The organism is Rhabdobacter roseus (assembly GCF_014202275.1).
Taxonomy (GTDB): Bacteria; Bacteroidota; Bacteroidia; order Cytophagales; family Spirosomataceae; genus Rhabdobacter; species Rhabdobacter roseus.
Window position 1 is genome coordinate 797526 of record NZ_JACHGF010000002.1, and the last position, 26415, is coordinate 823940.

At 53.2% G+C, this 26415-nt stretch carries 20 protein-coding genes; 12 read left to right on the forward strand and 8 right to left on the reverse strand.

What is annotated here, in order from left to right; all coding sequences use genetic code 11:
* Positions 1-231: 231 nt before the first annotated feature.
* Entirely contained in the window at positions 232-1527 is a 1296-nt protein-coding gene (locus HNQ92_RS08485) for a phage integrase SAM-like domain-containing protein (protein ID WP_221307408.1), read from the reverse strand.
* 238 nt (positions 1528-1765) lie between these two features.
* Entirely contained in the window at positions 1766-3415 is a 1650-nt protein-coding gene (locus HNQ92_RS08490) for a right-handed parallel beta-helix repeat-containing protein (RefSeq protein ID WP_184173114.1), read from the reverse strand.
* Positions 3416-3626: 211 nt separating this feature from the next.
* Between HNQ92_RS08490 and HNQ92_RS08495 the strand changes: the two genes are divergently transcribed.
* Both HNQ92_RS08495 and HNQ92_RS08500 read left to right on the forward strand, forming a co-directional pair.
* A complete protein-coding gene (locus HNQ92_RS08495) occupies positions 3627-4091 on the forward strand; it encodes a hypothetical protein (RefSeq protein WP_184173116.1) in 465 nt (154 codons plus the stop codon).
* Between the two features lie 284 nt (positions 4092-4375).
* Positions 4376-5350, forward strand: coding sequence for an erythromycin esterase family protein (locus tag HNQ92_RS08500; protein ID WP_184173118.1), 975 nt, complete (start codon positions 4376-4378; stop codon positions 5348-5350).
* 129 nt (positions 5351-5479) lie between these two features.
* On the opposite strand, the gene HNQ92_RS08505 is transcribed toward HNQ92_RS08500, so the two are convergent.
* Together HNQ92_RS08505 and HNQ92_RS08510 are read right to left on the reverse strand one after the other, a co-directional pair.
* A complete protein-coding gene (locus HNQ92_RS08505) occupies positions 5480-6460 on the reverse strand; it encodes a hypothetical protein (RefSeq protein ID WP_184173120.1) in 981 nt (326 codons plus the stop codon).
* A gap of 83 nt (positions 6461-6543) precedes the next feature.
* The gene (locus HNQ92_RS08510; RefSeq protein ID WP_184173122.1) at positions 6544-7821 is read right to left on the reverse strand and encodes a hypothetical protein; all 1278 of its coding nucleotides are present in this window, start codon (positions 7819-7821) and stop codon (positions 6544-6546) included.
* Between the two features lie 589 nt (positions 7822-8410).
* On the opposite strand from HNQ92_RS08510, the gene HNQ92_RS08520 reads away from it, so the two are divergent.
* Positions 8411-9508 (forward strand): serine hydrolase domain-containing protein, encoded by a 1098-nt coding sequence (locus HNQ92_RS08520; RefSeq protein ID WP_184173127.1) that lies wholly within the window; start codon positions 8411-8413, stop codon positions 9506-9508.
* Between the two features lie 304 nt (positions 9509-9812).
* Here the strand turns inward: HNQ92_RS08520 and HNQ92_RS08525 are convergent, their stop codons facing one another.
* The 3 genes from HNQ92_RS08525 to HNQ92_RS08535 form a co-directional block, all read right to left on the reverse strand.
* Positions 9813-10595 (reverse strand): SPFH domain-containing protein, encoded by a 783-nt coding sequence (locus tag HNQ92_RS08525; RefSeq protein WP_184173129.1) that lies wholly within the window; start codon positions 10593-10595, stop codon positions 9813-9815.
* Positions 10592-10816 carry a hypothetical protein gene (locus tag HNQ92_RS08530; RefSeq protein WP_184173131.1) on the reverse strand — a complete coding sequence of 75 codons (225 nt, stop codon included), beginning with the start codon at positions 10814-10816 and terminating at the stop codon, positions 10592-10594. Before HNQ92_RS08530 ends, HNQ92_RS08525 begins: the two co-directional genes overlap by 4 nt.
* Before the next feature lie 347 nt (positions 10817-11163).
* The gene (locus HNQ92_RS08535) at positions 11164-11745 is read right to left on the reverse strand and encodes an HPP family protein (protein ID WP_184173134.1); all 582 of its coding nucleotides are present in this window, start codon (positions 11743-11745) and stop codon (positions 11164-11166) included.
* Positions 11746-11953: 208 nt separating this feature from the next.
* Between HNQ92_RS08535 and HNQ92_RS08540 the strand changes: the two genes are divergently transcribed.
* The 6 genes from HNQ92_RS08540 to HNQ92_RS08565 all read left to right on the forward strand — a co-directional run bounded on the left by HNQ92_RS08540 (position 11954) and on the right by HNQ92_RS08565 (position 21654).
* Positions 11954-12544 carry an RNA polymerase sigma factor gene (locus HNQ92_RS08540; RefSeq protein ID WP_184173135.1) on the forward strand — a complete coding sequence of 197 codons (591 nt, stop codon included), beginning with the start codon at positions 11954-11956 and terminating at the stop codon, positions 12542-12544.
* Positions 12545-12640: 96 nt separating this feature from the next.
* Positions 12641-13648 carry a FecR family protein gene (locus HNQ92_RS08545; protein ID WP_184173137.1) on the forward strand — a complete coding sequence of 336 codons (1008 nt, stop codon included), beginning with the start codon at positions 12641-12643 and terminating at the stop codon, positions 13646-13648.
* Positions 13649-13681: 33 nt separating this feature from the next.
* Positions 13682-17086, forward strand: coding sequence for a SusC/RagA family TonB-linked outer membrane protein (locus HNQ92_RS08550; protein ID WP_184173139.1), 3405 nt, complete (start codon positions 13682-13684; stop codon positions 17084-17086).
* Positions 17087-17100: 14 nt separating this feature from the next.
* Entirely contained in the window at positions 17101-18615 is a 1515-nt protein-coding gene (locus tag HNQ92_RS08555; RefSeq protein ID WP_184173141.1) for a RagB/SusD family nutrient uptake outer membrane protein, read from the forward strand.
* An 88-nt stretch (positions 18616-18703) separates the two neighbouring features.
* Positions 18704-20191 (forward strand): arylsulfatase, encoded by a 1488-nt coding sequence (locus tag HNQ92_RS08560; RefSeq protein ID WP_184173143.1) that lies wholly within the window; start codon positions 18704-18706, stop codon positions 20189-20191.
* A gap of 2 nt (positions 20192-20193) precedes the next feature.
* Positions 20194-21654 carry a sulfatase family protein gene (locus HNQ92_RS08565; RefSeq protein ID WP_184173145.1) on the forward strand — a complete coding sequence of 487 codons (1461 nt, stop codon included), beginning with the start codon at positions 20194-20196 and terminating at the stop codon, positions 21652-21654.
* A 184-nt stretch (positions 21655-21838) separates the two neighbouring features.
* On the opposite strand, the gene HNQ92_RS08570 is transcribed toward HNQ92_RS08565, so the two are convergent.
* On the reverse strand, positions 21839-22270 hold the full coding sequence (locus tag HNQ92_RS08570; protein ID WP_184173147.1) for an EamA family transporter: 432 nt from the start codon (positions 22268-22270) through the stop codon (positions 21839-21841).
* 256 nt (positions 22271-22526) lie between these two features.
* On the opposite strand from HNQ92_RS08570, the gene alaS reads away from it, so the two are divergent.
* The 3 genes from alaS to HNQ92_RS08585 all read left to right on the forward strand — a co-directional run bounded on the left by alaS (position 22527) and on the right by HNQ92_RS08585 (position 26329).
* The gene (gene alaS / locus HNQ92_RS08575; RefSeq protein WP_184173149.1) at positions 22527-25187 is read left to right on the forward strand and encodes an alanine--tRNA ligase; all 2661 of its coding nucleotides are present in this window, start codon (positions 22527-22529) and stop codon (positions 25185-25187) included.
* Positions 25188-25444: 257 nt separating this feature from the next.
* A complete protein-coding gene (locus tag HNQ92_RS08580; RefSeq protein ID WP_184173151.1) occupies positions 25445-25630 on the forward strand; it encodes a hypothetical protein in 186 nt (61 codons plus the stop codon).
* A 60-nt stretch (positions 25631-25690) separates the two neighbouring features.
* Positions 25691-26329, forward strand: coding sequence for a porin family protein (locus HNQ92_RS08585; RefSeq protein ID WP_184173153.1), 639 nt, complete (start codon positions 25691-25693; stop codon positions 26327-26329).
* Positions 26330-26415 lie beyond the last annotated feature (86 nt).

Sequence of the window (26415 nt, forward strand, 5' to 3'; positions counted from 1 at the left end):
CCTTTTTCTGTTGGCGCTTGCTACCCAGTTCCTAATGCGTGGAAAGGTACAGTTTAGAAAGCCAATGACAGAAACGGTATTATTAGATGATTCAACAAGACAAATTCGTTGTAAACCTCAAATACTACACTCAGTTGTAAGATCCCCAAAGTATCGTAGAGGTCAAACCGCTTTTATCTCGTCTCAGTGCAAATATAATGACATTTTAATTTACTCAAAGAAATTCACATATTATATTTCATTAAATTTTGACATTTCGCGCGCCTTGATCTCATCTACAATGGTATGATAAACGTCAAAGCTTTTATGGTCACGGTGGCCAGTCCACTTCCTGATCACGTGGTCACTGACTCCCAGATAAAGCAGGTTGGTGATAAAAGTCTTTCGGCCGCAATGGGTGGACAGCAGGGCGTATTTAGGGTGTACTTCCTCTATCCGCTCGTTGCCCTTGAAGTAGACCAAGGTTTCGGGCGTGTCCAGTTTGGCCAACTCTCCCAGCTCTTTCAGGTACTCGTTCATTTTCTGGTTGGTGATGACGGGAAGGGCCTTCCCATCCTTTAAAGGAACTTCACGGTATTTATCCAGGATGGCCCGGGAATACTTGTTGGTTTCCACCTTGAGTGACTCGCTGGTTTTCTGGGCTACAAATTCAATGTAGGAGCCCTTATCATCAGCCTTCCTGAGGTTATAAGCATCCGAATAGCGGAGGCCCGTAAAGCAGCAGAAAATGAAAACATCCCGTACCCGGTCCAGATACCCCTTTGATTCGGGGATGGGAAAGTTGTAAAGGTGGGTGAGTTCCTCCACGGTCAGAAACACGACCTTTTTGATTTTCCCATCGGTACCCTTCAACTTGGGATTGAAGTCAAGGGTAGTCTGGCTGACGGGGTACCCATTCTTTATGGCCCAGCGGAGAAACCATTTGACGAAAGACAGGCTTTTGACGATGGTGGTATTTCGCATGTTGCGTTTGGTCCTCAGGTAGGTCACGTAATCTAGCATCCGGTCTACGGTAAATCCCTCAAAGGAAATGGCCTTGTCAAACTCTTGAAGATGGTTCTTGATCACTGAAAATTTGATATAGGTGTCGCTCACCCAATCATTTTCCCGGCCTACGCTTTTGACAAACTCATCAAAGACAGTGAAGAAGTTTTCTTTCTTAAACTGCTTCTGTTTGGAGATTTGATCCACTACCTGCCTTACATCGGCCAGAGTGGGTACTGTCCGTTTCACTTCACAGGTTTTGAAAAAATGATCAACCCCGCTTTCCAGATTGTTCAGTCTGGTATTGATGGCTGAGGCAGTGACCTGCTTGGGGTGGGTGGTGTTTGGGATTACCCGCTGTTTATCCTCGTTCCATTTGGAGGCATCAACCCGATAACCGGCATTGAGCATTACCCGCCTCCCATTGAAGCTGATGGCCATACGAATGGGCACATTGGTCCTGATCAGTTGCCCGTCTTTGTCTTTCCGCTTCTCCAGAAAGAAGGATATGCTTCTTTTTATCTCGAATATAGACTGCTCCACTGTGTGTAAATATTAGACCTACACACAAATCTACACACACTTTATGTGATTTTTAAATTTATCTTATCTTATTTACTTTTACGCCAAATTACTATAACAGCCTTTAAATGTGTAAATTTGATATAGTGTGATTATTAATGATATGATAGGTTCAAGAACCTCCGTCTCCACAAAATGCCGCTTGAAGCAATTCAAGCGGCATTTTTGATTTCTGGGAAAAAAACGTACTTTCTTTACATCACTCCGCCTTAATCTTCACATCCTTAAACATGTACGGATTATCACTCACCCGCAGGGACTTGCCGCTGGCAGTAGTCACATTTTTAAGCGTCACGACCCTGGTTTTTACGTAGGGAAACTTCTCCTGGTAGGAGTCGTCGGTCAGTTCCGGGTTGAAATTGGTGAAAATAGCCGGTCCCTGGTAAGTTTCCGGATGTTGGGAGTCGTCGATACGTAGATTCTCAATCGTGATCTTTTCCGGCATGTAGCAGGTGTAGCCAAAATCGTGCTGGCCGGAGTACGAGCCACTGATCAGGGCCGCGTTGGTGGGTTTACCGCCCGCGGGTACAAAGACACAGTCGCGGATCACTACGTCTCCCTGCCAGGTGCTGCCGTAGTCGGAGCGCAGGTTGACGATGCTCCGGCCGCGGATGGTGGAATTTTCCACCAGTAAGAGTCCGCTGCCAATGGCATTGATTCCCATGTGCCCCAGCGTCGAGTTACGAATGGTGGCATTGGCTACCCCCTGGTGGGCGTCAAAGCGGGAAAAAGTACAATGATCATACAGCAAATTCTTGCTGAAGTTAGAGCCCAGGATTCCCCAGTATTTGTTGTCGTCGATGTCGTTGGTCTGGCTGCAGTTCAGGAAAGATACGTTGAGCGCCCGGTTGACCGAAAGGTCGTAGGAGCCCATCGAGACGGGCTTACCCGCTGCGCCAATGGTGCTGTAGGTCTTGTGGCCGGTCAGGATCGTGTTTTTAACCGTAACATAAGCGCAATCACCAATATGAAGGAAGCCGCCATAGGGTGCTCCCTGCTCGCCTTCGCCCGTAACGCGGTGTTCGAGCCCGTCTACCTCCACGTGGGACCTCCGGATGGCAATATTACGGCTATAGTAGGTGTACTTTGATTCGGCTTGGTTGGCCTTCGTGGTAAAACGTCCACCGGTGATTTTCAGCGGCTTTTCGTCGATAGGAAGTGCCGTGATCTCCGTGATCTGGTCAAAGTCCCAGATGATCGGAGCGTTCATATCTACCTTGCCGTTTTTGTCCACTACAAAAATGTCCGTCTGCGACGATCCGTTGTTTTGGTTTAGCCCAAACCGAATGTAATGCTTAACGTGGGAATTGGTGACCGTAATCAGGCAAGGGCCGGGCAACGAGGCGTCTATTTTCTCCTGGTTTCGCTTAAGAGACTTGATCGTTTCGAGTTTGAATGGTTGCAAACTGGAACTGACCAGGAAAACCGACGCATTGCGATTTTGTACTTCCGTATCATCAAGGATGAAGGACGCTTTGCCAAAATCCGTATCGGTCCGGATGATCGCGGTACGCTCTTTTCCACTCACGTAGTAGGTAGCCCCATCGTCCGCCTTCACCGGTAGGCCTTGCTGGTTGGCAAAGGCATGGGTCGCCGCAATGGCGTCCATGTCGTCGGTCTTGCCATCGCCCCTGGCCCCGAAGTCACTATACCGCACCAAACCAGCGGCTTTAAATTTAGCTGCCTCTTTGGGGGGTACATTGACGAGTAATTCTCCGTTGGCTTGGGTACTTACCTGGGTTTTCCCCTTTTGGGATGTGATCACTACCTTTTCAAGCGGGCCTGTATTTTGCCCCCGGGCTACCCATGCACCGGTTAGAAAGAAGAATAGAAAGAGCGTATGTTTCATCGTGAAAAGTACTTTAAAGGGAGTTGGTTTAGAAATGGTTAATAACTTGGCTGGTAGCAGGCTTACAGGTAAAGTAGATGATAACCCCGTGATTTTTTACCAATAACGCAAAAAACATTCCGATGGGGCCCGTAATGGTAAGACGAAAAAATCACTAATTTCCCCCTTCATTAACCATACTCATTTTTCAACCACCCATTCTTTCCCACGTATGAGAATACCCGTTTTACTTTTCTTGCTGGCTTTGGTGGCCGGCTGTAACCGCACCCAAAAGAACAAGGATACCCCGGAAAAACGAATTGTGGTGAACGACACCATTCCGCAGGAGCGCACCCATGTCAACCCCAAGCCCGTAGCCACCTACACCACGCCCGTTCCCGACGAGCTGAATAACTTCGAATTCACGGTGAAGCTGTACGAAACGCCGCTGCGCTTCCGCTACCGGGTGGATGTAACCTACAAAATGCTGGATGTCAAGGACAGCGTCGATATTCCCAACTTCGGCCACCAGCCCAAAGTGGACGTACAAAAACACGAAGACGACCTGGCCTGCATGATTGGCTTCTACGACGCCGAGGGTAATTTCATGGATCTAAAAAAAGTAGAGATTGTCGACAATCAACTTAAAATGCGTCAGGTAAAACGGTATGGCGTAGGCACGGTCAGAAAGCAATAGCATCCGGTTTTTGTTGAAAGAGTACTACCAGAGGCTGTGTCCCCACAGACTTATTGGGTAACGATAAAGTACCTAGCCAGTATGAGCTAGGTACTTTTTGCGCTACCTAATGCTGCTTCCTACCCACTGCTAGGGTACTTTAAGTACCTTGCTTCCTATGAGGACATGCTGCGGGACTGAAAATAAAAGGGTACTTTTATATTTTTGCTTTTATATAAAAATTACTTGTATATTCTATTATTTAGAATATATTTGAGCAGATAAATATAAAAACTCACCAACGTATGCATTCTTTGAAAATTCTCTGGAGTAGGATTGCCGTAGTCTATTTAGTAATTCTACCTTGCCAGGTACATGCCCAAACGGAGTCGGTTGATTGGATTAATAAGCGTGCACACGAATTACAGTCAGACTCAACTTCGACGGACCAGGATCTTCGCTTTTTATCAAGCACGCTAAAAGGCAAAACCATACTGGGCTTGGGTGAAGCTTCTCACGGTACCCAGGAGTTCTATTACCAAAAGCGACGAATCATACAATACCTGGTCAGCCAGGACCAGTACCGGCTCATCGCCTTGGAATCTCCAGCTTCGTATATTGAACCCATCAACCAATACCTCCAAACCGGTAATGGAAATTTGAAGAGCCTACTCAAAATCATGGGGTTGTATAATGCCGATGAGATTTACAAGCTTTGCCGGTGGCTGAAGTCATTCAATGAATCGCGATCACCAAACGATAAGGTAAAAATGATCGGCTTCGACGACGAAGAATTCTGGAGCGACCCGTTCACGCGGGACGAAAAAATGGCCTCGAATTTTATCAGAGCCCATGAGCAGGGCACTCCTAAAAGCATTCTTTGGTCACAAAACCTGCATCTGGCTAAAGACACCACCATGGCTCAATACAAAGCCATGGGGTTCTACCTCAAAAAACACTTTGGAGAGCAGTATTACGCCATTGGCTTAGATACCTACTCGGGAAGCGTGAGCGTGCTAAACCACGGCCAGTTTGAAAGTCATGATTTTGTAGGTACCGATAGTACGTTTTCGGCCTTATTTAGTAAAGCGAACTTTGAGGCCTTTTTTGTTGATTTTCATGCCGTCCCCAATCCCCTACTAAACACCAAGAATTCCATTACGAATATTTACTCAAATTGGCAGGAGCCGAAGCCTTTACCAATCGTTGCCGGGATTGACTTTGACGGCCTTTTATTCATTCGAAATACAACCGCCTCGAAAGCTACCGGGGCTAATTGAGAATTTACCCGAAACGGGGTCTGTATTTTTCGGACTACCTAATGGTACTCATACTCAGGAAGCAAAGTGGGTGGGGAGAAGGTGTGTGCTTGTGCATTGCCCTAGCGCAGGCCGGGGCATTTTTTTGTATTACTCATTGTATTTGAACGTTCGGGTACTTATCAATTCGCCATTCCGATACACTTTCATGGTAGTTGGGTAGCCATCGGGCCGGTATTCGTACCGATAGTCGAGCTTTTCATGTACGCCAGCTATTGAAACAACCTCCATACTCACGACATTGTTTGCACTCGAAATCCCGGCCCATCCGCTGGGAAGCAAGTTCTTAAAGAGCGTGATGTCCCCCGAAATCCGAAAAGGGTTGGGCTTATCGTCGTAGGTGTAATAGGATACGTTTGAGTTGTTAAAGGATACATTATGGATAAAATCGGTATTCCCTTTTTCATTCCATTTGAAGATGCTCGACGACGTTATGGTCTCATCTACTCCGTGTCGGTACAACACATCCTGCCGAGCCAGCCGTCCGTCCGTTCCAAAGCTGAGACGGGATAGAGTAGTACCTGGTTGTAGTATTCTTAATGGCATTTCCTCCACCACCTCAGTCCTCATAACGCGAGACGAATGGTTGGCTACGGGTTCAAACAAGGAGGTATAAACCGGCAGAAGGTCATTGGTCGTTATTTGTATACCATAACTCACTCTCGGAACGTCCTTATTAAAATCCGTCTTAACCTCCACCTTTCCTCCTTCGTCATAGCGGTAGGTTTGCCGAGACCAAATAAAACCATCTTGGTTATAACAAGTCCATTGGGACAAGCGCCCGGTTGGGTCGTATTGAAAAACAGTTTTGTAGGATATAGAACCATTGTTCTCCGTAAATTCCATCAGCCGCAAGGAAGTGGCTGGTTTTCCCGTGGCCCCAAATGGATACTGTCGAACCTGGTTAACGTCTCCCAGCTGGGGTAGGTACTTGAGCACCGAATCGGGTGCGTAGGATTTTTGTATTGGCTCTGGGCTGAGTGGAGGATACAAAACAACGGCTTCCTCGGGGTTGCAGCCTGCCAGCGCCAGCAGAGCAACCAGTACGTACCTCATAGGGTTTGTCTTCATGGGTGTAGAATGGTAGAATTGGGTGGATAAATATAACTACATCCTTATTACAAAACAATGAAAAACATCGTCTTTTTATGCTTTCAGCGTACCTCCAACACGCGCCAGTAGAGCGGACCTTCCTGGGTCATATTGCCGAAGTCGTCCACCGCCTGCACCGCCCCGTAGTACCTGCCCGCCGGGATGTCGATCAGGGTACGCAGCGTGAAGGTCGTTTGATCTTCCGAAAGCCGGGGCGGATCGGTACGGACAAAATGTACCCGGGTAGAGTCCTGCACGGCGACCAGCTTCAGTCGGACGCGCGCGGCCGTTCCGCCGACCAACAGTTGAGTGAAAACGGTCCGTTTCAGCACCAGTGGTTCCCGGATTGAGCAGTCGAGAGAAGCGGGGCTTACACGGCTGATTTCCAGAGGAGCAAGGGGCCGGGAAGTTACCTGGATTTGGCGGCAATAGTTGGCTCTCGTGGCGTTACTGACGATTCGGATTACGTAGTGTCCCGGCGGGATCGTTGGGGGGAGCTTTAAGTCTATTTCGGTACCGTAAGGGTCAAATTCCACCTCAGGTACCTCCACCACCTGATCGTTCGTGTCGAGCACGGTGATCGAAATATCATTTGCGAACAGGTTCCGACCAGTCAGGACGTAGGTTTCGCCCGGACGCAGACGAGGTACCTCCTCCACTTCCCAGCCGTTTAAGCGCACTATGTTTAGCGGAAAGGTGATGGGCCGAGGTACCGCCAATACGCTACCGTCTTGGGTCACAAATTCGATATCGTAGGTACCGGGAGTTACCTTGGCCCCGAAAGTAAGGATGTTTACGATCAGCAAATTCAACTGATCATCACTCGATCCCCAGGAGCGGCTCAGCATCCGTACATACGGATTTCCGTCGTCAATCAGGTTGGGTGAGGCCGTGTTGTATACCGAAACCTCCTTCGTTTCGCGGTTGGTAAAACGAGTCTGGACCGGCAGTGCGTTGGCGTACAGGTTTTTGAAGGGAATTGTTAGTACCCAGGAGCCTACCTCGCTGGGCGACATGGACGCAAGCCGCTCCGCGTCGATTTGCAAGGGCCCTTGCGGAATGAACTCGACCTGATAGGTTACGGCTACCTTCGGAGGTTGGGTTTGGGTTGAAGGCCCTATCTCCTTGAGTTCGATTTGCCGGTAATGCAGCGAGTCTTCGGTAAACAGGGTAGCCCAATTGATCATGCCTACAAGGCCATTCCCCAAGACATAGGCATTGTGGTGCTGATCCAACGGCGCTACCGCCGGTAGCCGCTCGGGTACCTTTGCCCGAATCAGGTTCTTCTTCTGATCAATCGAAATATTCTCCTTCGGAACGCCGGGGAGACGAATGGACATAAGGCGCGGCTTTTCGCTGGGCAAAAGGTCAAGCAGCGGATACTGACAGCCCACAACGCAGGCCAAGAGGAAAATCCAAGCGAGGTACTTGACGGAGCGTTTCATGGTGTGGCTACCTAAAGCGTTAGATCCTAGTACTCGTGTAAATATAGCGAAAATCCAGCCCGATGTTCCAAAGGGTAGGAGAAAAATCATGATGTAAAGCCTTCTGTCTCCCCTCATTAACGCGAATTAATTTAGTACCAACGCCGGGTGCGTTCCGGAGCTCCCAGCTTAGCCTCCAAGCGCTTCGTGTGCGCGTTGACCGTGTTGATGGAGGTAGGTACTTGGCTTAGTCCGCTTGCTATAGTATACGTATATATAAATAATACCATAAAATATTATATTTTTCATATTCGATTTTCTTGTGTTGTAATGTTTAATCGGATGCCTAGGCGAACTGCGCTTGATTATAAGAGTCAACTACTCACGAGTACCATTATCCCCTATTTCATTACGGACGCAAACTGTATTAAATCTTATATATTATTTAATTATATATAATATATTTGGTGCAATAGTTTTCACTTACCCATTCCTTATTTGTACCATGAAGAAATTACTGCTGCTGTGCTGGCTGAGCGTGTATCTGGTCACCCCGGCTCCGGCTCAAAGCAAGTCCGCCCTACTCGACAGCCTGTTCTCTCAGCTGCATCGCCAGAAAAATTTCAATGGCAATGTGCTCATTGCCGAAAAGGGAGTCCCCATTTTTGAGAAAAGCTACGGCAAGGCTGATGAGCAGTCCGATCGAATGCTGAATCCCAAGTCCGCATTTGAGCTGGCCTCGCTGTCCAAACAATTCACCGCCCTGGCTATTGTACTTCTACAAAAGCAGGGCAAGCTAGCCTATGACGACCCCATGGCTAAGTACCTGCCAGAACTTGCCCACTATGATAAAATTACCCTTCGCCATTTGCTTCATCACACCAGCGGCTTACCCAATTACACAGATTACTTCATTGCTCATTGGGATAAAAGCAAGTTTGCTACCAATGAGGATGTGATTAAAGCATTTGCCCAGGTGCAACCCGGGGTGCTTTTTCAGCCCAACGAAAAATTTAACTACAGCAATACGGGCTATGTGCTGCTGGGGAGCATCATTGAGCGGGTGTCCGGCCAAACGTACGCTGACTTTCTCGACCAGGCCATTTTCAAGCCTTTAGGCATGACTCATACGTTGGTTTACCAAAGCAGATTCAAACCACAGGAGGTAGAGGATTATGCCCTGGGGTACCTTTTGGATAGTCTGGGCAACAAAGTGACGCCGGACAGCTACGGCAAGGAGTTCTTTACGTACTTCCTCGATGGTATGGTGGGAGACCGCGGGGTGAGCTCGACGGCCCGCGACCTGCTCAAATGGGACCAAGCCCTGTATACCGATCAACTGATTGGCCTTCAGGACAAAGAGCAGCTCTTCAATGGGCTGAAAACCCAGGATGGCCGAGAAACGGGCTACGGCTTCGGATGGATGTTGAAACAAGATGAGCAATATGGGAAACTGGTCAGTCACTCCGGCAGCTGGGCCGGCTATATCCACTACTTCGACCGGCATTTGGATAGGGGAAAAACCATCATCGTCCTTCAAAACCTGGACACCTGGAAAAACAGGATTGCCATCGAGCAGGTACGAAAGATTCTTTACCCGTAGGCGCGCTGCGAAAACGTAGCTATTCCCTGCCTGGATAGCTTAGTCATTGCGCTGCTGTCAGTGCTCCTTGGGGCCGATGATTGTGAAGAGATAGCGCAAAAGGGCAGGATAGGATGACAACTATCTTTCCCACACCATGCATCTATCTAAATGTGTTTAACCCGTGTTTTGAATTTAATCCGGAGGCTATCAGAGACCGTTAGATCAAGAAAGAATTTCTTATGAAGTACTTCACCGTAGAAAGCATTCATTAATCGGTATCAGAACTAAGCGGCCTGTGTCTCCACACAGGCCGCAATGAATTTCAATTCACATTCTTAAAAAAGATGGGTGAATTGCCGTAGAGGGGGGTTTTGCCGTCCCACTTCTCGATGAACTGCTGCTGGATGAGCAGTGGCGTGAGCGTGCGCTGGCGTAGCTCGTTGGCGCGGGCTTCGGCTTCGGCTTCCACAATTTTTTTGCGGGCCTGGGCTTCGGCCACTTTCAGTTCGTTTTCTACCTGCATGGCCTGCTGCACGGCCTGGTTCTTCAGGTTAACGGCCTGTACAATCACCTCGGGGTACTGCAAGCCGCTGGTCATTTGCTCCAGCTGGAACCCCTCCCGTTGCAGCGATTCGCCCAGGGCCTTTTGCACCTTGTCTTCAAACGACTGCCGATTGGAAATGATGCTGTCGGTACTGTACTGGTTGAACTGAATCCGAAAGGCATCGCGGGTGTAGTTGAACAGGGTCGTTTGGGTGATTTGTCCGATGTCCTTGCGGTACTTGGCAAAAATCCGGGGACTCTCCCCCGCGATGACCCGAAACGAAATGGTAGGATCGACGGTGAATACCGAGCCATCCTTGGCGTTTACGGTGAAGTTAGGGTAGTCGACCGTCTGCACGAAAGTCGGAAACTCAAAGACTTCCTCCGTGAACGGATTATACCATACGCGCCCCGTCACCAGCGACACATCCTGTACGCCTTTGTCGGTACCGTAAAGCTTCACAAGTACCCCTTCGTGGCCGGCGTCAATGCGGGTACAGCTCGACACGGCCCCAATAATGAAGACCGGAACCAGCAATAAATAAAGATACAGTTTTTTCATGAGGAGGTTCGTTTAAATTGATTTACGATCAGTTTGACTAATAAATAATTCCCCAGGCCAAACAGCGCCAGCGCCAGTACTCCCGCCAGCACGGCCAGGTCAGAGGGTTGTCGCACCAGGGCGGCAATCCAGCCGAAGCCGGTCAACTCCAGAAAGACCAGAACGGGAGTACCCCCTACGAGTAGGACCAGCAGCCCCTCGCGGCTCAGTTTCGCTTTCATAGCATGTAGCTTGGTTCGTGATTATACACAAAAATACGCCAATCAAGTAATTCTGTCAGGTCTTTCTAGGCCAACGGCTTCCGGACTAGCCAAATGGTTTTTAGATAATGTAGCTGGTACCCGCCTTGGTTGCTGCCTCTTGGCGTGCGGGGTTGTGCGCGTTTTTGGTTTGTTCGCGTTTGCAACGCGAGTGGGTAGTAGCGCGCATTTGCAATGCGCGTAGCTTCGGGGATCATAAGGTACCTCAGATACGTAGGTACTTTTGGTTTTTCGCGTTACAAACGCTTTGGCTCGGGCATTCGCGTTGCAAACGCGAATGAACCTCCCTTGCAAACGGGAACTAGCACTTACCGGTACTTTCGCTGCCAGAATTTATACCAATTTTTGTTTTTCGGATAGCTACGCTGGGGAGAGAGATTGTTGCAGACCAGCGCCACCAACAGCAAAATAAGTACCCCCGACAGCACCGGACTCAGCACGTACCAGTACCCCAGCGCCCGAATCTTCTCGGAGCCGATGCTGGCAATCAGCGCCGTAGCGCCGCCGGGCGGGTGCAGCGTCTTGGTAATTTGCATCAGTACGATGGATAATGATACCGACAGTGCCGACGCCAGCCACACCAGATCCGGCATGAGGTGACAGACCGTAACCCCCACCAGCGCGCTGAGTACGTGTCCGCCCACGAGGTTGCGGGGCTGCGCCAGGGGACTGTTGATAATCCCGTAGAGCAATACCGCCGTGGCCCCGAAAGAACCGATCAGAAACAGATTGTCATTGGGTGAGAGGATGTCCGTATTCAAAACGCCGATCAAACTCAACCCCAGGAAGGAGCCGATGAAGGTCCAGATCTGCTCTCTGTAATCAATCAGGGTTTCTTTATAAATGACGTAACGGGCCAGTCTGATGCGTTTTCTAAATTGATTTCTCATGCCATAGGAAATTCTACTCGTAGCTACCGAAGGCGCAAAAATAGTTAAAATTAACTATGCGTTTTTCTTTCCTCTCCAAAGTACCTGCCCGCGGCTCCGGCTAGCTCGCAAAATCCCCAAAAAATAAAGTTTTAGTACAAATCATGCCTCCTGTTTATACCTTTGCCTCTTCATTGGAACATCTGAATACCGCCGCCTACCGACACCCATGGATGAGAGCTACTTGTGGAATCTTTTCAGAGAAGGCGATGGTTCGGCTTTTGATACCCTCATTGCCCGTCATTACCGGGTACTTTATCATTACGGCAGCAAATTTTCTGACGACGAGGATTTTGTAAAGGACTGCATCCAGGACCTCTGTGTGGACCTGTGGCGCAACCGAAGTACCCTCAGCGCTACCGAGCACGTGAAGCCGTACCTGCTCAAGGCCTTGCGCCGGAAGATCATCAGTACCCGTCAAAAGCCCATGTATAGGCTCACTGAAAGGCTTCCCTTCGATGCCTACGAGCTGGAGATCGAAAACTCGGCTCTGGATAAAGGCATCGACGAAGAAACAACCCAGGCGCAGCTTCAGCGGCTCAACCAGCTCATCGAGAGCCTGAGCCCCCGGCAGCGGGAGGTAGTTTACTTGCGCTATTTCCAGAACCTGGACTTCGAGGAAATCTCCACCATCATGAACGTGAACACCCAGTCGGTGCGGAACCTGCTTTACCAGGCCATCAAAACCCTACGTCAGCACCTATTGCTTCCCTTACTCCCCCTGCTGCTATCCCTGTGCGAGAAAGAGACTTACGCCTAGTTCTGTCATTATTTCCAGAAAATTTTCAATTCGGGTAAGTATAAAACGCGCCTTACTCCCCCATAGGTGTACAAGGCTACTTTTACGACCTACCATATGAGCGACTATACGTCCTACCGGGCAGAAGATTTTGTTTTTGACGAAACCTTTCGGCAATGGGTACTTTTCCAGGAAAACGAGGCTTTTTGGCAGAGCTGGCTGACGCTATACCCGGAACGGGCAGTGGAGCTGGCACAGGCCCGCTACCTGGTCCTACAGCTGCGGGTAAAGGAAAAACCGCTGTCCGAGGCAGCCGTGCAGGCGTACCTTGCTCGCATTCAGTCCGAAATAGCGCAGCTCCCGGCCGAAGCCGCGTGGTGGCAAAGTACCCGCCAGGTACCTATGTACCGCACCTGGGTGGCCGCCGCCATGGTTCTGGTGGTACTGGGCCTGGTGGCGTGGCTGCTGCTGCTTCGGCCCACGGAGCTCGCCTACCAAACGGCCTACGGCGAAGTACGGCGCGTGGAACTACCCGACGGCTCCGTAGCGACCCTCAACGCCAACAGTACCCTGCGCCTGACGGCCTGGAAGCCGGGTCAGGAACGAAAAGTACAGCTGGAAGGCGAAGCCTTTTTTGAGGTACAGCACCTCGGCCCGCAGCAAACCTTTGTGGTCGAAACCACCGACCTGGCCGTGGAGGTAGTAGGAACTTCGTTCAACGTCGCCAGTCGCGATGAAGGTACCCAAGTGGTATTGAACACGGGCCAAACGCGGGTGAAGGTACCCGCACACGAAGCGCTGGATATGAAGCCGAACGATCTGATTGCCCTCAACCGAAAAACCCGCCAGCTTACCCGCCAAACCGTCCAGGCCGACCACTACTCTTCCTGGCGTAACTACCAGTTGGTCTTTGAAAGTACCCCGGTGCGGGAAATCCTGCAACGGGTGGAAGATACCTACGGCCTGCGGGTACTACTGCCCGACACCACGCTGGCCAACCGGCGGCTGAGTGGTACGGTGCCCAGCCAGGATTACCGGGTACTTCTTGCCACCGTCGCCACGCTCCTCAACGCCCACCTGGTGGAAAACCCGGATCACTCGCTTGAAATTCGTCCTAACCCTTAACTTTTTTTATACTTTACTATCTTAACTAAACCCATGCAAAAAAAATCTACCAATCTACTTCCCCAGATCCGCGCGCTGGGGCTGGCCGCCGGGGTACTTTTGAGTGCACAAAGTACCTTTGGGCAGGCGATTATGGCTTCTTCGCAGGAAGTGTCGTCCTCTCCGCAGAAAGGTACCCGCTCGCTGAAAACCATCCTGACCGAGCTGGGAACTACCTACCAGGTCAATATCATGTACGAAGAGTCGCAGATCAGCGGCAAGTACCTGGCCTATCCGCTGCCCAAACAACCCAAAGTAGAGCGAGCCCTCGACCTCGTGCTACGAGACCTGGGCCTCAAGTATAAAAAAGTGGACGACGGCGTGTACGCCATCCTGCCCGTTCGGAAAGAAGCGAAAAAAGTACCCGTACTACCTACCCCCAGCTCCCAGAGCTCGGTCGAACCACGTCCCGAAAGTACCCTGCGCGCCCTGGATGTGGCCGTCAATGGCGTGGTGAACGATGACAAGGGCGTGGGTATACCCGGCGTGAGTGTGCTGCTGAAAGGAGGTACCCAAGGTACCACTACCAACGCCGATGGCGCTTTTTCGCTTACCCTGCCCGATGCCAACGGTACGCTGGTGTTCTCCTCCATCGGCTTCGAGACGCTGGAAGTACCCCTCATCGGCCGCTCCAGCCTCACCGTACAGCTCCGGCCGGACGTGAAAGCGCTGAGCGAAGTGGTGGTGGTGGGTTACGGTACCCAAAAGAAAGTCAACGTGACGGGCTCGGTGGCGACCGTCGATGAGAAATTCCTGGCCAACCGCCCCCTGACGAACTCGGAGCAAGCCCTGCAAGGGATACTGGGCGTGTACGTCAACCAGCCCACCGCCCAGCCCGGTGCCGACGGGGCCAACATCCGGATTCGGGGCTTAGGTACCTTGGGCAGCAACGACCCGCTGGTCCTGGTAGACGGGATTGCGTACAGCCTGCGCGACATCAACCCCAACGACATTGAGAGCATTTCGGTCCTGAAAGACGCCGCTTCGGCGGCCATTTATGGCAACCGCGCCGCCAACGGCGTGATCCTGATCAAAACCAAGTCGGGTCAGAAGGGGAAGCTCAAGGTAGATTACAACAACTACGTGGGTTTTCAGCGGGTCACCTACCTGCCCGACGCCGTATTCAACTCCGTGGAGTACATGGAGGGCAAAAACCGCGCCCTGGCCAATGAAGGCAAACAACCCGAGTACTCGCAGGCCACGATCGACGAGTTTCGTAACAACCCCAACAATCCCGAGGTATATCCCAACACCAACTGGTTCGACGTACTTTTCAGCCGTGCGCCCATGCAGGAGCACAACCTCCGGTTCTCGGGCGGCAGCGACCGCACTACCTTCTCGATCTCGGCCGGGTACCTCAACCAGCAGGGCATCCTGATGGGCTCCGACGCCCGCAAGTACTCGATCGGTTCGTCCATTACCTCGGAAGTTTCCAAACGCCTCAAAATGGGTCTGAACCTCTCGGGTACCTACTGGGACCGTAACGAGAGCGTGATCGGCAACGACTACCTCATGAACCAGATCTACCGGGTACTACCCACGCAGCCTACTCTCATGAGCGACGGCCGCTACGCCGACACCTGGGTACGTACGCCGGGCCACAACCTCTTCCGCAACCCCATCGCCCTGGCTACGGAAGGTTCTAACAACAACGCGACCATGCGCATGCTCGCCAACCTGTTTGCCGAGTACCGCCTGCCGTTCGATCTGACCTACAAAGTGAATGTGGCCATCAACTACTTCAACGGCATCCAGTCGCGCTTCGTCCCGCTCGTAACCAAGTTCGAGCCCAAGAGCGGCGTTACGACGCCCATCGACTTCAACGGCATGCCGCGCAGCGCCTACCGCGCCCAAAACGGCGAAATGAACCTGACGATGTTTCATACGCTGAACTACCAGAAGCAGCTGGGCGCTCACCAGCTAGGCGGCTTGCTGGGCTATAGTGCAGAGTCGTTCTACAATTCCAACTTCAACGCTTACCGCGAAGGGTACTTTGGCAACGAACTGACTGAACTGAACGCGGGTTCGCTGAACCCGCAGGTCAATGGTGGTTCGGGGCGCAACCGGCTGCTGTCGTACTTTGGGCGCTTGAACTACAACTACCTCGAAAAGTACCTCCTGGAGTTCAACTTCCGCAACGACGGCTCCTCGCGCTTCGCGGCGGGCAACCGCTGGGGCTTCTTCCCTTCGGTGTCGGCGGGCTGGCGGCTCAGCGAGGAAGAATTCCTTAAAAACGTAGCCGCCGTATCCAACCTGAAGCTCCGCGCCTCCTGGGGCCGCCTGGGCAACCAGGAAATTTCCGCCTTCAGCTTTGTCAATGCCGTGTCCATTGGCCGAGGCTTAGACTATACCTTTAACAACCAGATTGCCGCCGGGGCAGCCGTGAACTCCTTCAGCGACCCGAACATTTCCTGGGAAACGACCACCATCACCAACCTGGGGCTGGACGCCGGGCTGTTTTCCAACAAGCTCAACCTGGAGCTGGAGTGGTACGAAAAGCTCACTTCGGGCATTTTGCAGGGAGTCACCATCCCGGACCAGATCGGGAAACTCGACGGTCCTGTTCAGAACGTCGGCGACGTGCGCAACCGGGGGATCGAGCTCACGATCACTCACCGCAGCAAGCTAGGAAAGGAGTTTGAGTACAACGCAGGCTTCAACGTAGCTTACAACCGCAACGAGGTAACCAATCTGGGCGGACAGGTACTTTACGGCAGCAACACCATTACACAGGAGGGGTCCCCCATCCGCTCGTACTACCTGCTGGAGGCCGAGGGTATTTTCCAAAACGAGGAAGAAATCAAAGCACACGCCTTCCAGAACAACGCCACCAAGCCCGGCGACATCAAGTACCGCGACGTGGACGGCAACGGCATCATCGACAACAACGACCGCGTGATCACGGGCCGCTCGTTTCCGGAGTATACCTACAGCTTCACGCTGGGAGCCAACTACAAAGGCTTCGATTTTTCGACGCTCTTCAACGGCATTGCCAACGTCGATACCTACGTAACGCACAACTACGCCCAGCCCTACAACAACGGCGCGGGCGTGACCCGCGAGTGGCTCACCGACTCCTGGACGCCCGAGAACCCCAACGCCCGCCTGCCGCGCCTCACCACGGCTACCGGGTACCCGCAAAACTTCCAGAACTCGACCTTCTGGCTGCAGGATATTTCGTACCTCCGGCTCAAAAACATCCAGCTGGGCTACACCCTGCCCACGGCCCTCACCCAGCGCGTGGGCATCAGCCGGGCGCGGGTTTACGTCAACGGACAGAACGTGCTGACGTTCTCGGACTACACCCTGACCGATCCCGAGCGCGGGAAGCTGTACGGTACGCTGTTTGAGTACCCCTCGGCCAAAACCTACACGGCGGGCCTCAGTATTACTTTTTAACCCTGACTCATCCCATGAAAAGATACCTTTCACTTCTCCTAGCCGGACTCGCCGGGCTCAGCAGCTGCCAGGAATCCTACCTGGACCTAAAGCCTACCGACCGCTACACCGAGCAGAATTTCTGGCAAAACGAGGAGCACGCGCTGGCCGGTCTCAACGGTACCTACCGCGCCCTCACCGACGACTTTCTCTACGGCTCGGACTCACCCTTTTTGCTCGAAGCGCTGTCGCCCAATGCCTACAACTACGGCAATACCAAAGGCTTCAACATCATTGCCAAGGGCAACCACGACGCCAACAATTCCAGCGTGATCAACAACCGCTGGGGCTCCAACTACCGGGGCATTGGCCGGGCCAACAACCTGCTGGCCAACCTGGGGCCCATTCCGATGGACGAAGCCCTGAAAAAACGGATTCGGGGCGAGGCGCTGTTTCTGCGGGCTCTGTTTTACTTCGATCTGCTGAACCTTTACGGCGGGGTACCTTTGATTTTGGATAGACCCCTGCTGGAGCAAGGTACCTACCCACGCAACAGCGCCGACGAAATACGTACGCAGATCCTGAAAGACCTGGACGAAGCCGCGGCTTCGCTCCCCCTTTCGTTCACAGGAGCCAACAAAGGCCGGGCCACCAAAGGTGCCGCCCTGGCCCTAAAAGCCCGGGTACTTCTCTACCACCAGCAGTGGGCCGCCGCCGCCGAAGCCGCCAAGGCCGTGATGGACCAGGGTACCCACCAGCTTTTCCCCGACTACCGCGGTCTTTTTTACCTGGAAAACGAAGGGAATGCGGAGGTCGTTTTTGACGTGCAATTCAAATTTCCGGAGGTGGGCAATAGCTACGACATCAATTTTCAGTTGTACGAAAATTCGGTTCCCCTGCCCGATCTGGTCAACGCCTACCTCATGACCGACGGAAAATCCATTACGGAGTCGCCCCTCTACGACCCGGCCAAGCCCTACGAAAACCGCGATCCGCGCCTGAAGGCAACCATCATAACACCCGGCAGCCAGTTTGCCGGTGCGCCCGTGACCGCGACGACCTTCGTCCAGACGGGTTTTTCCCAGAAAAAGTACTCCGTTTATAAAGACGACGTCAAACCGGTCGAACTTCTCACCAGCGGCAAATCGGAGCTGAATTTTATGTACATTCGCTACGCCGACGTGTTGCTGATGTACGCCGAAGCCAAGAACGAAGCTAGCGGCCCGGACGCCTCGGTGTACGAAGCCCTCAACAAAATAAGAACCCGCGCCAAAATGCCCCCGGTGGCCGAAGGGCTTTCCAAGGAGCAACTGCGGCAGGTGATCCGCCACGAGCGGCGCATCGAGCTGGCCGGGGAGTCGCTGTACTACCACGACATCCGTCGCTGGAAAATCGCCGAGAACGTGATGAATACCAACCTGTACAACCACCGCAACCAGGTCATCGACTCGCGGGTGTTTAACGCCTCGCGTGACTACCTCTGGCCGATTCCGTCGGTGGCCATTCAGAACAATCCGGTGCTGGCTCAGAACCCCGGCTACGGAAAATAGGCATGTCTGACGGAAGGGCTGTTTCAAAAAGTTGGCCATTGGGTTTCCCCTTTTGAAACAGCCCTTTTTTTATTATTTCAAAGTACCTATGAACAAGTTCGTTTCCTGCTTCCTCCTTCTCCTTACCGCTCTCCCGCTCTGGGCGCAAAAAAGTACCCAACCCAACATTATATACATCTTCGTCGATGACCTCGGCTACGCCGAACTGGGTAGTTACGGACAAACCAAAATCCGGACACCCCACCTCGACCAACTGGCCCGGGAAGGGATGCGGTTTACCCAACACTACGCCAGTACGCCGGTCTGTGCGCCTTCGCGCTGTCAGCTGCTCACGGGCAAGCACAGCGGCCACTCCTACATCCGGGGCAACTACGAGCTCGGCGGGGCCGCCGACTCCCTGGAAGCGGGCCAGATGCCCCTGCACGCCAACGCCTTCACGCTGGGTCACCTGATGCAGCAAGCCGGGTACCGCACGGCCTGCATCGGGAAGTGGGGACTGGGTATGCACAATACCACCGGCAACCCCAACCGCCAGGGCTTTGGGTACTTTTACGGGTACCTGGACCAAAAACAGGCGCACAATCACTACCCTACGCACCTCTGGGAAAACGACCGCTGGGATACGCTCCGCAACCCGGTCTTCGACGTACACCGGCCTTTCCCTAAAAATATTCCCGAAGACGAGGCCTTTGCCTACTACCGGCAAGGCCAGGACTACGCCCTGGATAAAATGGCCGAAAAAGCCCAGCGCTTCATTGCCGAGAGCAAACCCAAAGGTACCCAGCCGTTCTTCCTGTACCTCACCTTCACGGCTCCGCACGTGTCGCTGCAAGCGCCCCCGGCGGCCATCCAGGAGTACCTGGGGCAATTTCCCGAGCAACCCTACTACGGCGAAAAATCCTACGCCGCAACAAGGTACCCCCGCGCTACCTACGCCGCCATGATTACCTATATGGATAAAAAAATTGGCGAGCTCCTGGCGCAGCTCAAGGCGCAGGGGATCGACGAGAATACGTTGGTGATTTTTTCGAGCGACAACGGTACCACCTCCATGGGCGGCACCGACTACGCCTACTTCGAAAGCGTAGGCCCGTTGCGCGGCCTGAAAATGGACGTCTACGAGGGGGGAATCCGGATGCCCATGCTGGCGCGCTGGCCGGGCAAGATTCCCTCCGGGCGGGTCACGGATCACATTTCGGCGCAGTACGACGTCATGGCTACCTTCTGCGAGCTGCTGGGCGTGCGCCCGCCCGAAACCGACGGCATCTCGTTTTTACCTACCTTACTGGGAAAAGCCTCCCGGCAGCAACCGCACGAGTACCTATACTTTGAGTACCCCGAGCGGGGCGGGCAGGTGGCCGTCCGGATGGGCAATTGGAAGGGCGTCAAACGCGACCTGCGCACCAACCGGCAGGTACCTTGGGAAATTTACGATCTCTCGCAGGATATTTCCGAAAGCCGCAACCTGGCAGCGCAGCATCCCGAGCTGGCCGCCCGCTTTGAGGCCATCGTACAGCGCGAACACCAGCCTACCCACATCCGGGAGTGGGAATTCATCAATCCAAAATTCAAGTAAGCATGGTTTTGCCCCAAAAGTACCTTAAGTACCTGGCGTGTCTTTTCATCCCAATCACCTTTCTAAGTACCTCGGCGCGGAGCCAGTCAACGACGCGTCCCAATATTGTCTGGATCGTTTCTGACGACCTGGGCGTGGAGCTTAGTTGCTACGGCGACCCGTACGTAGCCACGCCGCACGTTGACCGCCTGGCCCGCGAGGGCGTGCGCTTTACCAATGCCCAGGCCGTGGCTCCCGTGTGCTCGCCCAGCCGCTCGGCGTTCATGACTGGCATGTACCCCCAGGTAATCGGGAGCCAGCACCACCGCACCGTCGACCGCCAGCCGCTGCCCGCGCCGGTGCGGCCCATCACGGAGTACTTTCGCGAAGCGGGTTACTACGTCTGTAACGGCGACGCCCGCGCGGCCCTCAAAAAGCCGGGCAAAACAGATTTTAATTTTGCCGGAGAAAACTTCTTCGACGGTTCCGATTGGAGCGGCCGCCAGCCCGGTCAGCCGTTTTTTGCCCAGGTTCAGATCTTTCAGCCGCACCGCGCTTTTCAGCACGACCCGGCCCGGCCCATCCCGTATGCCAACCTGAAGCTCCCACCCTACTACCCCGAGCACCCGCTGGCCCAGTGGGACTGGGCCATGTACCTGGAGTCGGTGCAGCGCATGGACCAGCAGGTGGGTGAGGTACTTGAGCGGTTGGAAAAGGAGGGTATTCTGGACAATACCATCATCATTTTCTTCGGCGACCACGGTCGGCCGCACGTGCGCGACAAGCAGTTTCTCTACGAAGGCGGCACGCATATCCCGCTGGTAGTGCGCTTTCCGGACCAGCGCCGGGCGGGCTCGGTGCGCTCCGAACTCATCGCCACAACCGATCTCCCCGCCACCTCCCTGGCGCTGGCGGGCTTGCCCGTACCGGCCCACCTCATGGGCAAAGACATTTTTGACCGGCGCTTCAAACGCCGCCAGCTGGTACTGGCCACCGACCGCAAGGACGAAACCGTAGACCGCATCCGGGGCGTGCGCGAAACCCGCTACAAGTACCTCCGGAACTACTACCCCGAGCGCCCCTACATGCAGCCCAACCAGTACAAGCGCTACGAGTACCCGGTGTACCCGCTGCTTTTTGAACTACAAAAAGCCGGTAAACTCACGCCCGAACAGCAGCTCTTTATGGCCGAGAAACGCCCCGCCGAGGAGCTGTACGACCTCCAAAACGACCCCTACGAACTCCGTAACCTGGCCGCCGACCCCAAGTACCTCAAACACCTCCGACGCCTGCGCCAAGCCTGCGACGACTGGGTGGCTACCTATGACCAAAGTACCTACCCGGAGCCCGACGAGGTACTTCAAAAAGTCCAGAAACAAATGGATACCTACTACTCCGAGCGCGCCCGACGCCTGGGTGAACCCTACGGTACCTCCGACGCCGAGCTGCTGGACTATTGGCTGAAACAGATGAAGCAGCCTTAGGCAGGTACCTGCCCGAGGTACTTTAGTGAGGATAATTTCTAAATAAACGTGACTGGTGAGCTTGGCTGAATGACCCTGCCTTGACTAAGTGCCGTAGCCACGCGGTATCCATCCATAACTTGTATCTACAAGCATTTGACCGCTACTTGGCCAATCAGCGCATTATTTACGTTAAAATAAAGGATTAGTTGGTCGATTGGCGGGAGAAGCCGATCAGGAGCGCGCCGCCGATCATCAGCAAAATACCGACGATGACCTGCCAGTTGAGGCGCTCTTTGAGAAAAAATATGGCGAACGCAACGGCAAAAACCAGCGACAGCCTTTCCAGCGAGCTCACCAGCGAGGCATCACCCAGCTTGAGGGCCCGAAAGGAAAAAAGGGATGAAAGCGTAGTGGCAACACCCGCCCCCAGGAGAAAAAACCAGGTCTTTTTGTCGATGCTGGCAATCTGAGAAGCCTCTTTTTGCCATAGTACCGCCGTCCAGGAAATGAGTAGAATCAAAATGGATTGTAGCGCAAACGCCAGGGTCGAGTTCATATTTTTCACCCCAGCCTTGGAAAGTACCACAGCCGCACCAGCCGATACGGCGGCCAAAAGAGCAAATACGATCCACATAAGCTATTGGGTAGTTGGAGATTAAAGCGAACAAGTACCTGTAATAATAAGAAGCAAAAAATATAAAGCGGCCAGCACTCCCTCCTCGTTCCTGCTACTGCTCCGTCGGCTGGCCGCTTTATATTTTTTTTCTAAAAGTACCGTACCAGGCCGGGAGACAAAGTACCTTTTAGAAGGGGAACACACGCCGCCAGCGTTCATTTTTTCATTAACTTTGCGGGAATTTTCAGTAGCCGTATTCCCAACCAAGCGATCAATGACCTCTCACCAAATTCGACAGGCTTTTTTGGATTTCTTCCAAAGTAAGGAGCATTTGATAGTACCTTCCGCCCCGTTAGTGGCCAAGAATGACCCCACGCTGATGTTTAATAACTCCGGCATGGCGCAGTTCAAAGACTACTTCCTGGGCAATGGTACCCCACCCGCCCGGCGCATTGCCGACACGCAAAAATGCCTGCGGGTGTCGGGCAAGCACAATGATCTGGAAGATGTGGGCTTCGACACCTACCACCACACCATGTTCGAGATGCTGGGAAACTGGTCGTTTGGTGATTATTTCAAGAAAGAAGCCATTACCTGGGCCTGGGAACTGCTCACGGACGTGTACCAACTACCCAAGGACCGGCTGTACGTGTCGGTGTTTGAGGGTGACGCCAAAGACGGGGTACCTTTCGACCAGGAAGCCTGGGATTTGTGGAAACCCATTGTGGGCGAAGAACGCATTATTTTGGGGAATAAAAAGGATAATTTTTGGGAAATGGGGGATACAGGCCCCTGCGGGCCCTGCTCGGAAATTCACGTGGACCTGCGCCCGCAGGCTGACGTGGATCAAGTACCGGGGAAGTCGCTGGTCAATAACGATCACCCGCAGGTCGTGGAGATCTGGAACCTGGTCTTCATGCAGTTTGAGCGCAAGGCCGACGGCTCGCTCATCCCGTTGCCCGCCCGACACGTGGATACCGGCATGGGCTTCGAGCGCCTGTGCATGGCCATTCAGGGCAAGATGTCCAACTACGATACCGACGTGTTCCAGAACACCATTCAGGTGATCGAGACATTATCGGGTAAAACCTACGGCAGCGACGAGGGCCCTTTTGCCCGCCTGGCCGACATCGCCATGCGCGTTATTGCTGACCACCTGCGGGCGGTGTCGTTTGCCATTACCGACGGCCAATTACCCTCCAACGTCAAAGCAGGCTACGTGATCCGCCGTATTTTGCGCCGGGCCGTACGCTACGGGTACTCGTACCTGGGCTTTACGGAGCCTTTTCTCCACCAGCTGGTACCTACCCTGGCCGAGCAGTTCAAGGACGTTTTCTCCGAACTGAAAGCCCAGGAAGACTTTGTGTCCAGGGTGATTCTGGAGGAAGAGCGTAGCTTCCTGCGCACGCTGGAGTCGGGCCTGAAGCGGCTGGATGTGATCACGGCACACCTGACCGAAACCCAGCAGGATACCATTGCCGGGGACGAGGTGTTCGAGCTCAGCGATACCTTCGGCTTCCCCGTCGACCTCACCGCGCTCATTGCCCGCGAAAAGGGTTTCCAGATCGACGAAGAAGGTTTTCAGAAAGCCCTGGCCGAACAAAAAGCCCGCTCCCGGCAGGATGCCGCCAAGGAAGCCACCGACTGGGTAGAGCTACGCGAAAGCGACGGCGTGGAGTTTTTAGGCTACGACATGCCCGAAACCCACAGCCAGATCGTGAAGTACCGGAAGGTGAAAACCAAAACCGGTGAAGAGTACCACATCGTACTGGATCGTACGCCCTTCTACGCCGAAATGGGCGGACAGGTAGGTGACACCGGTACCCTAGAGTGGACCGTGAACGGCCAGCCGCAGGAGGTAAAGATTGTGGATACCAAGAAGGAAAACGACCTGTTTGTGCACATCTCGCACGATAAAAACCTGGACGAAGCCCTGACGCAGGCGGAGGTAATATTGGCGCGCATTAATACCGACCGCCGCGAAAAAATCATGGCCAACCACACGGCCACGCACCTGATGCTGTCGGCCATGCGCGAGGTATTAGGCAGCCACGTGGGGCAAAAGGGATCTTTCCTCAACGACGAGGTACTTCGCTTCGACTTCTCGCACTTCGCCAAAGTGACCGACGAAGAGCTTCGGCACATCGAAGACCGGGTGAACGAAAAAATACGCGAAAATATCCCGCTCGACGAACGCCGCAACGTACCCATCCAGCAGGCGCTGGAGCTGGGCGCTACGGCTACCTTCGGCGAGAAGTACGGGGACTTTGTGCGGGTCATTGTTTTTGATCCCGCCTTTTCGCTGGAACTGTGCGGAGGTACCCACGTACCCGCCACCGGCGAAATCGGGCTGTTCAAATTCATCTCGGAAGGCTCGGTATCGGCCGGTGTACGCCGGGTAGAGGCCATCACCGGTGAGAAAGCCCTGGCGCTGATGCGCCAGCAGGAAGAAACGCTCCTGCGGCTCCGGGATTTGCTCAAAGCTCCTAAAGATGTGGTGAAAGCCGTAGAAAGCCTGCTGGAAGAGCGCACGGCCCTGCAAAAACGCATCGAGGTACTTGAAAATGAAAAAATACAGCAGCTCAAAACGCAGCTCATGGGTCGGGTGCAAACCGTCAATGGAGCGAACCTGATCATAGAAAAAGTAGAAGTACCCACGGCTGACGCCCTGAAACAGCTCGCCTACGCGCTGCGCCCGCAGGTAGACAACCTCATAGCGGTACTTGCCACCGACATCCAGGGAAAACCCCAGCTGGCCGTGTACATCGCCGAAGAGTTAGTGAAAGAAAAAGGCCTGCACGCGGGCCAGATTGTAAAGGAGCTGGCCAAGGAAATCCGGGGCGGCGGCGGCGGGCAGCCCTTCTTTGCTACCGCTGGAGGTACCGACGCCAGCGGACTGGATCGCGCGCTGGCCAAAGCATCAAGTCTATTTTAAAAGTACCTTTTTTTCCTATCCCAGGTACCTTTCCTGAGGGCCAAATCCCTTCTTGCTTTCGTGAGAAGGGATTTTTGTTTCTTTTTGACAAAACTACGCTGGGTAATTTTCGCCCCACAATCCCTCATTATCCAACTTGCGTTTTAGTCTGCATCCTACCCCACCGTTGATTACCAAGCCATTACTCTTTTTGTTAACTTAGGTTACTCCCTTGGAATGCAAATTGAGGAGCCTGTATGAAATAATTATTTATCACTATGGATACCAAAAAGCTATTCGCCATTCTGCTGACCATTTTGGGGATTGGAGGGCTGGTATATACCGCCGTACAAATCCTCGACAGCCAGCCGAACAGTTTCAAAACGCTACTCGTGGTCGGAATTTTGGGACTTATCTTTTTCTCTTCGGGCATCAAGCTCCTTACCTCCATCCGCGATGCCTAATTACCTTTTTTCGCAGCCAGTACCTTCATTATTTTACACTTTACCTATCTGATTTTTTTTATGAAAAAACCGCTCTTTATACTTGTCGCTCTGCTGGGTACTTTTCAAGTAATGGCCCAGGAAAATGTATCCATTGGCCCCATGGTGGGCGTTTCGATCGCCAACCTGCGCGGCGACGTAGCCAATACCGACTGGAAGCCCGGCCTGACCGTCGGTGGCTTTTACAATTATAGCTCCCAAAGCGGCTTTGGTTTTACCGGCCAGCTACTCTACACGCAAATGGGCGCACACATCAATAACAAGACCAACCAGGTCAATCTCAACTACCTACAAGTACCTCTCTTTGCTACTTTTTACTTTGGTCGGCTGGGGAGCTCCCTGCGTCCTAAGATATTTCTGGGGCCCACGGCTAACTTCCTGCTCAATGCCAAAGACAAAGACGGCAACAACATCAACGGCGACAGCAACAACCGAAACTACCGGACTTTTGACTTAGGCCTGGCGGCGGGTGCGGGGCTCAACTACCAGATGCAGAATAAAATCTGGCTTAATCTGGACGTACGCTACGGCTTAGGGTTGCTGGACATTACCCGTACGGATGCCACCACCATCATGAACAACAACTGGGGTATCAACCTGGGCGTGAGCTTCCCGCTAGGTACCTATGACCGCAACAGCGGGCGACTAAGGACGAGGTAGTTTGACCGCGCCCATAGGATCCAAAAAAACGAAAGAGGTGTGCACGTCAGCACGCCTCTTTTTGTATTCATACTTACCTACACGCA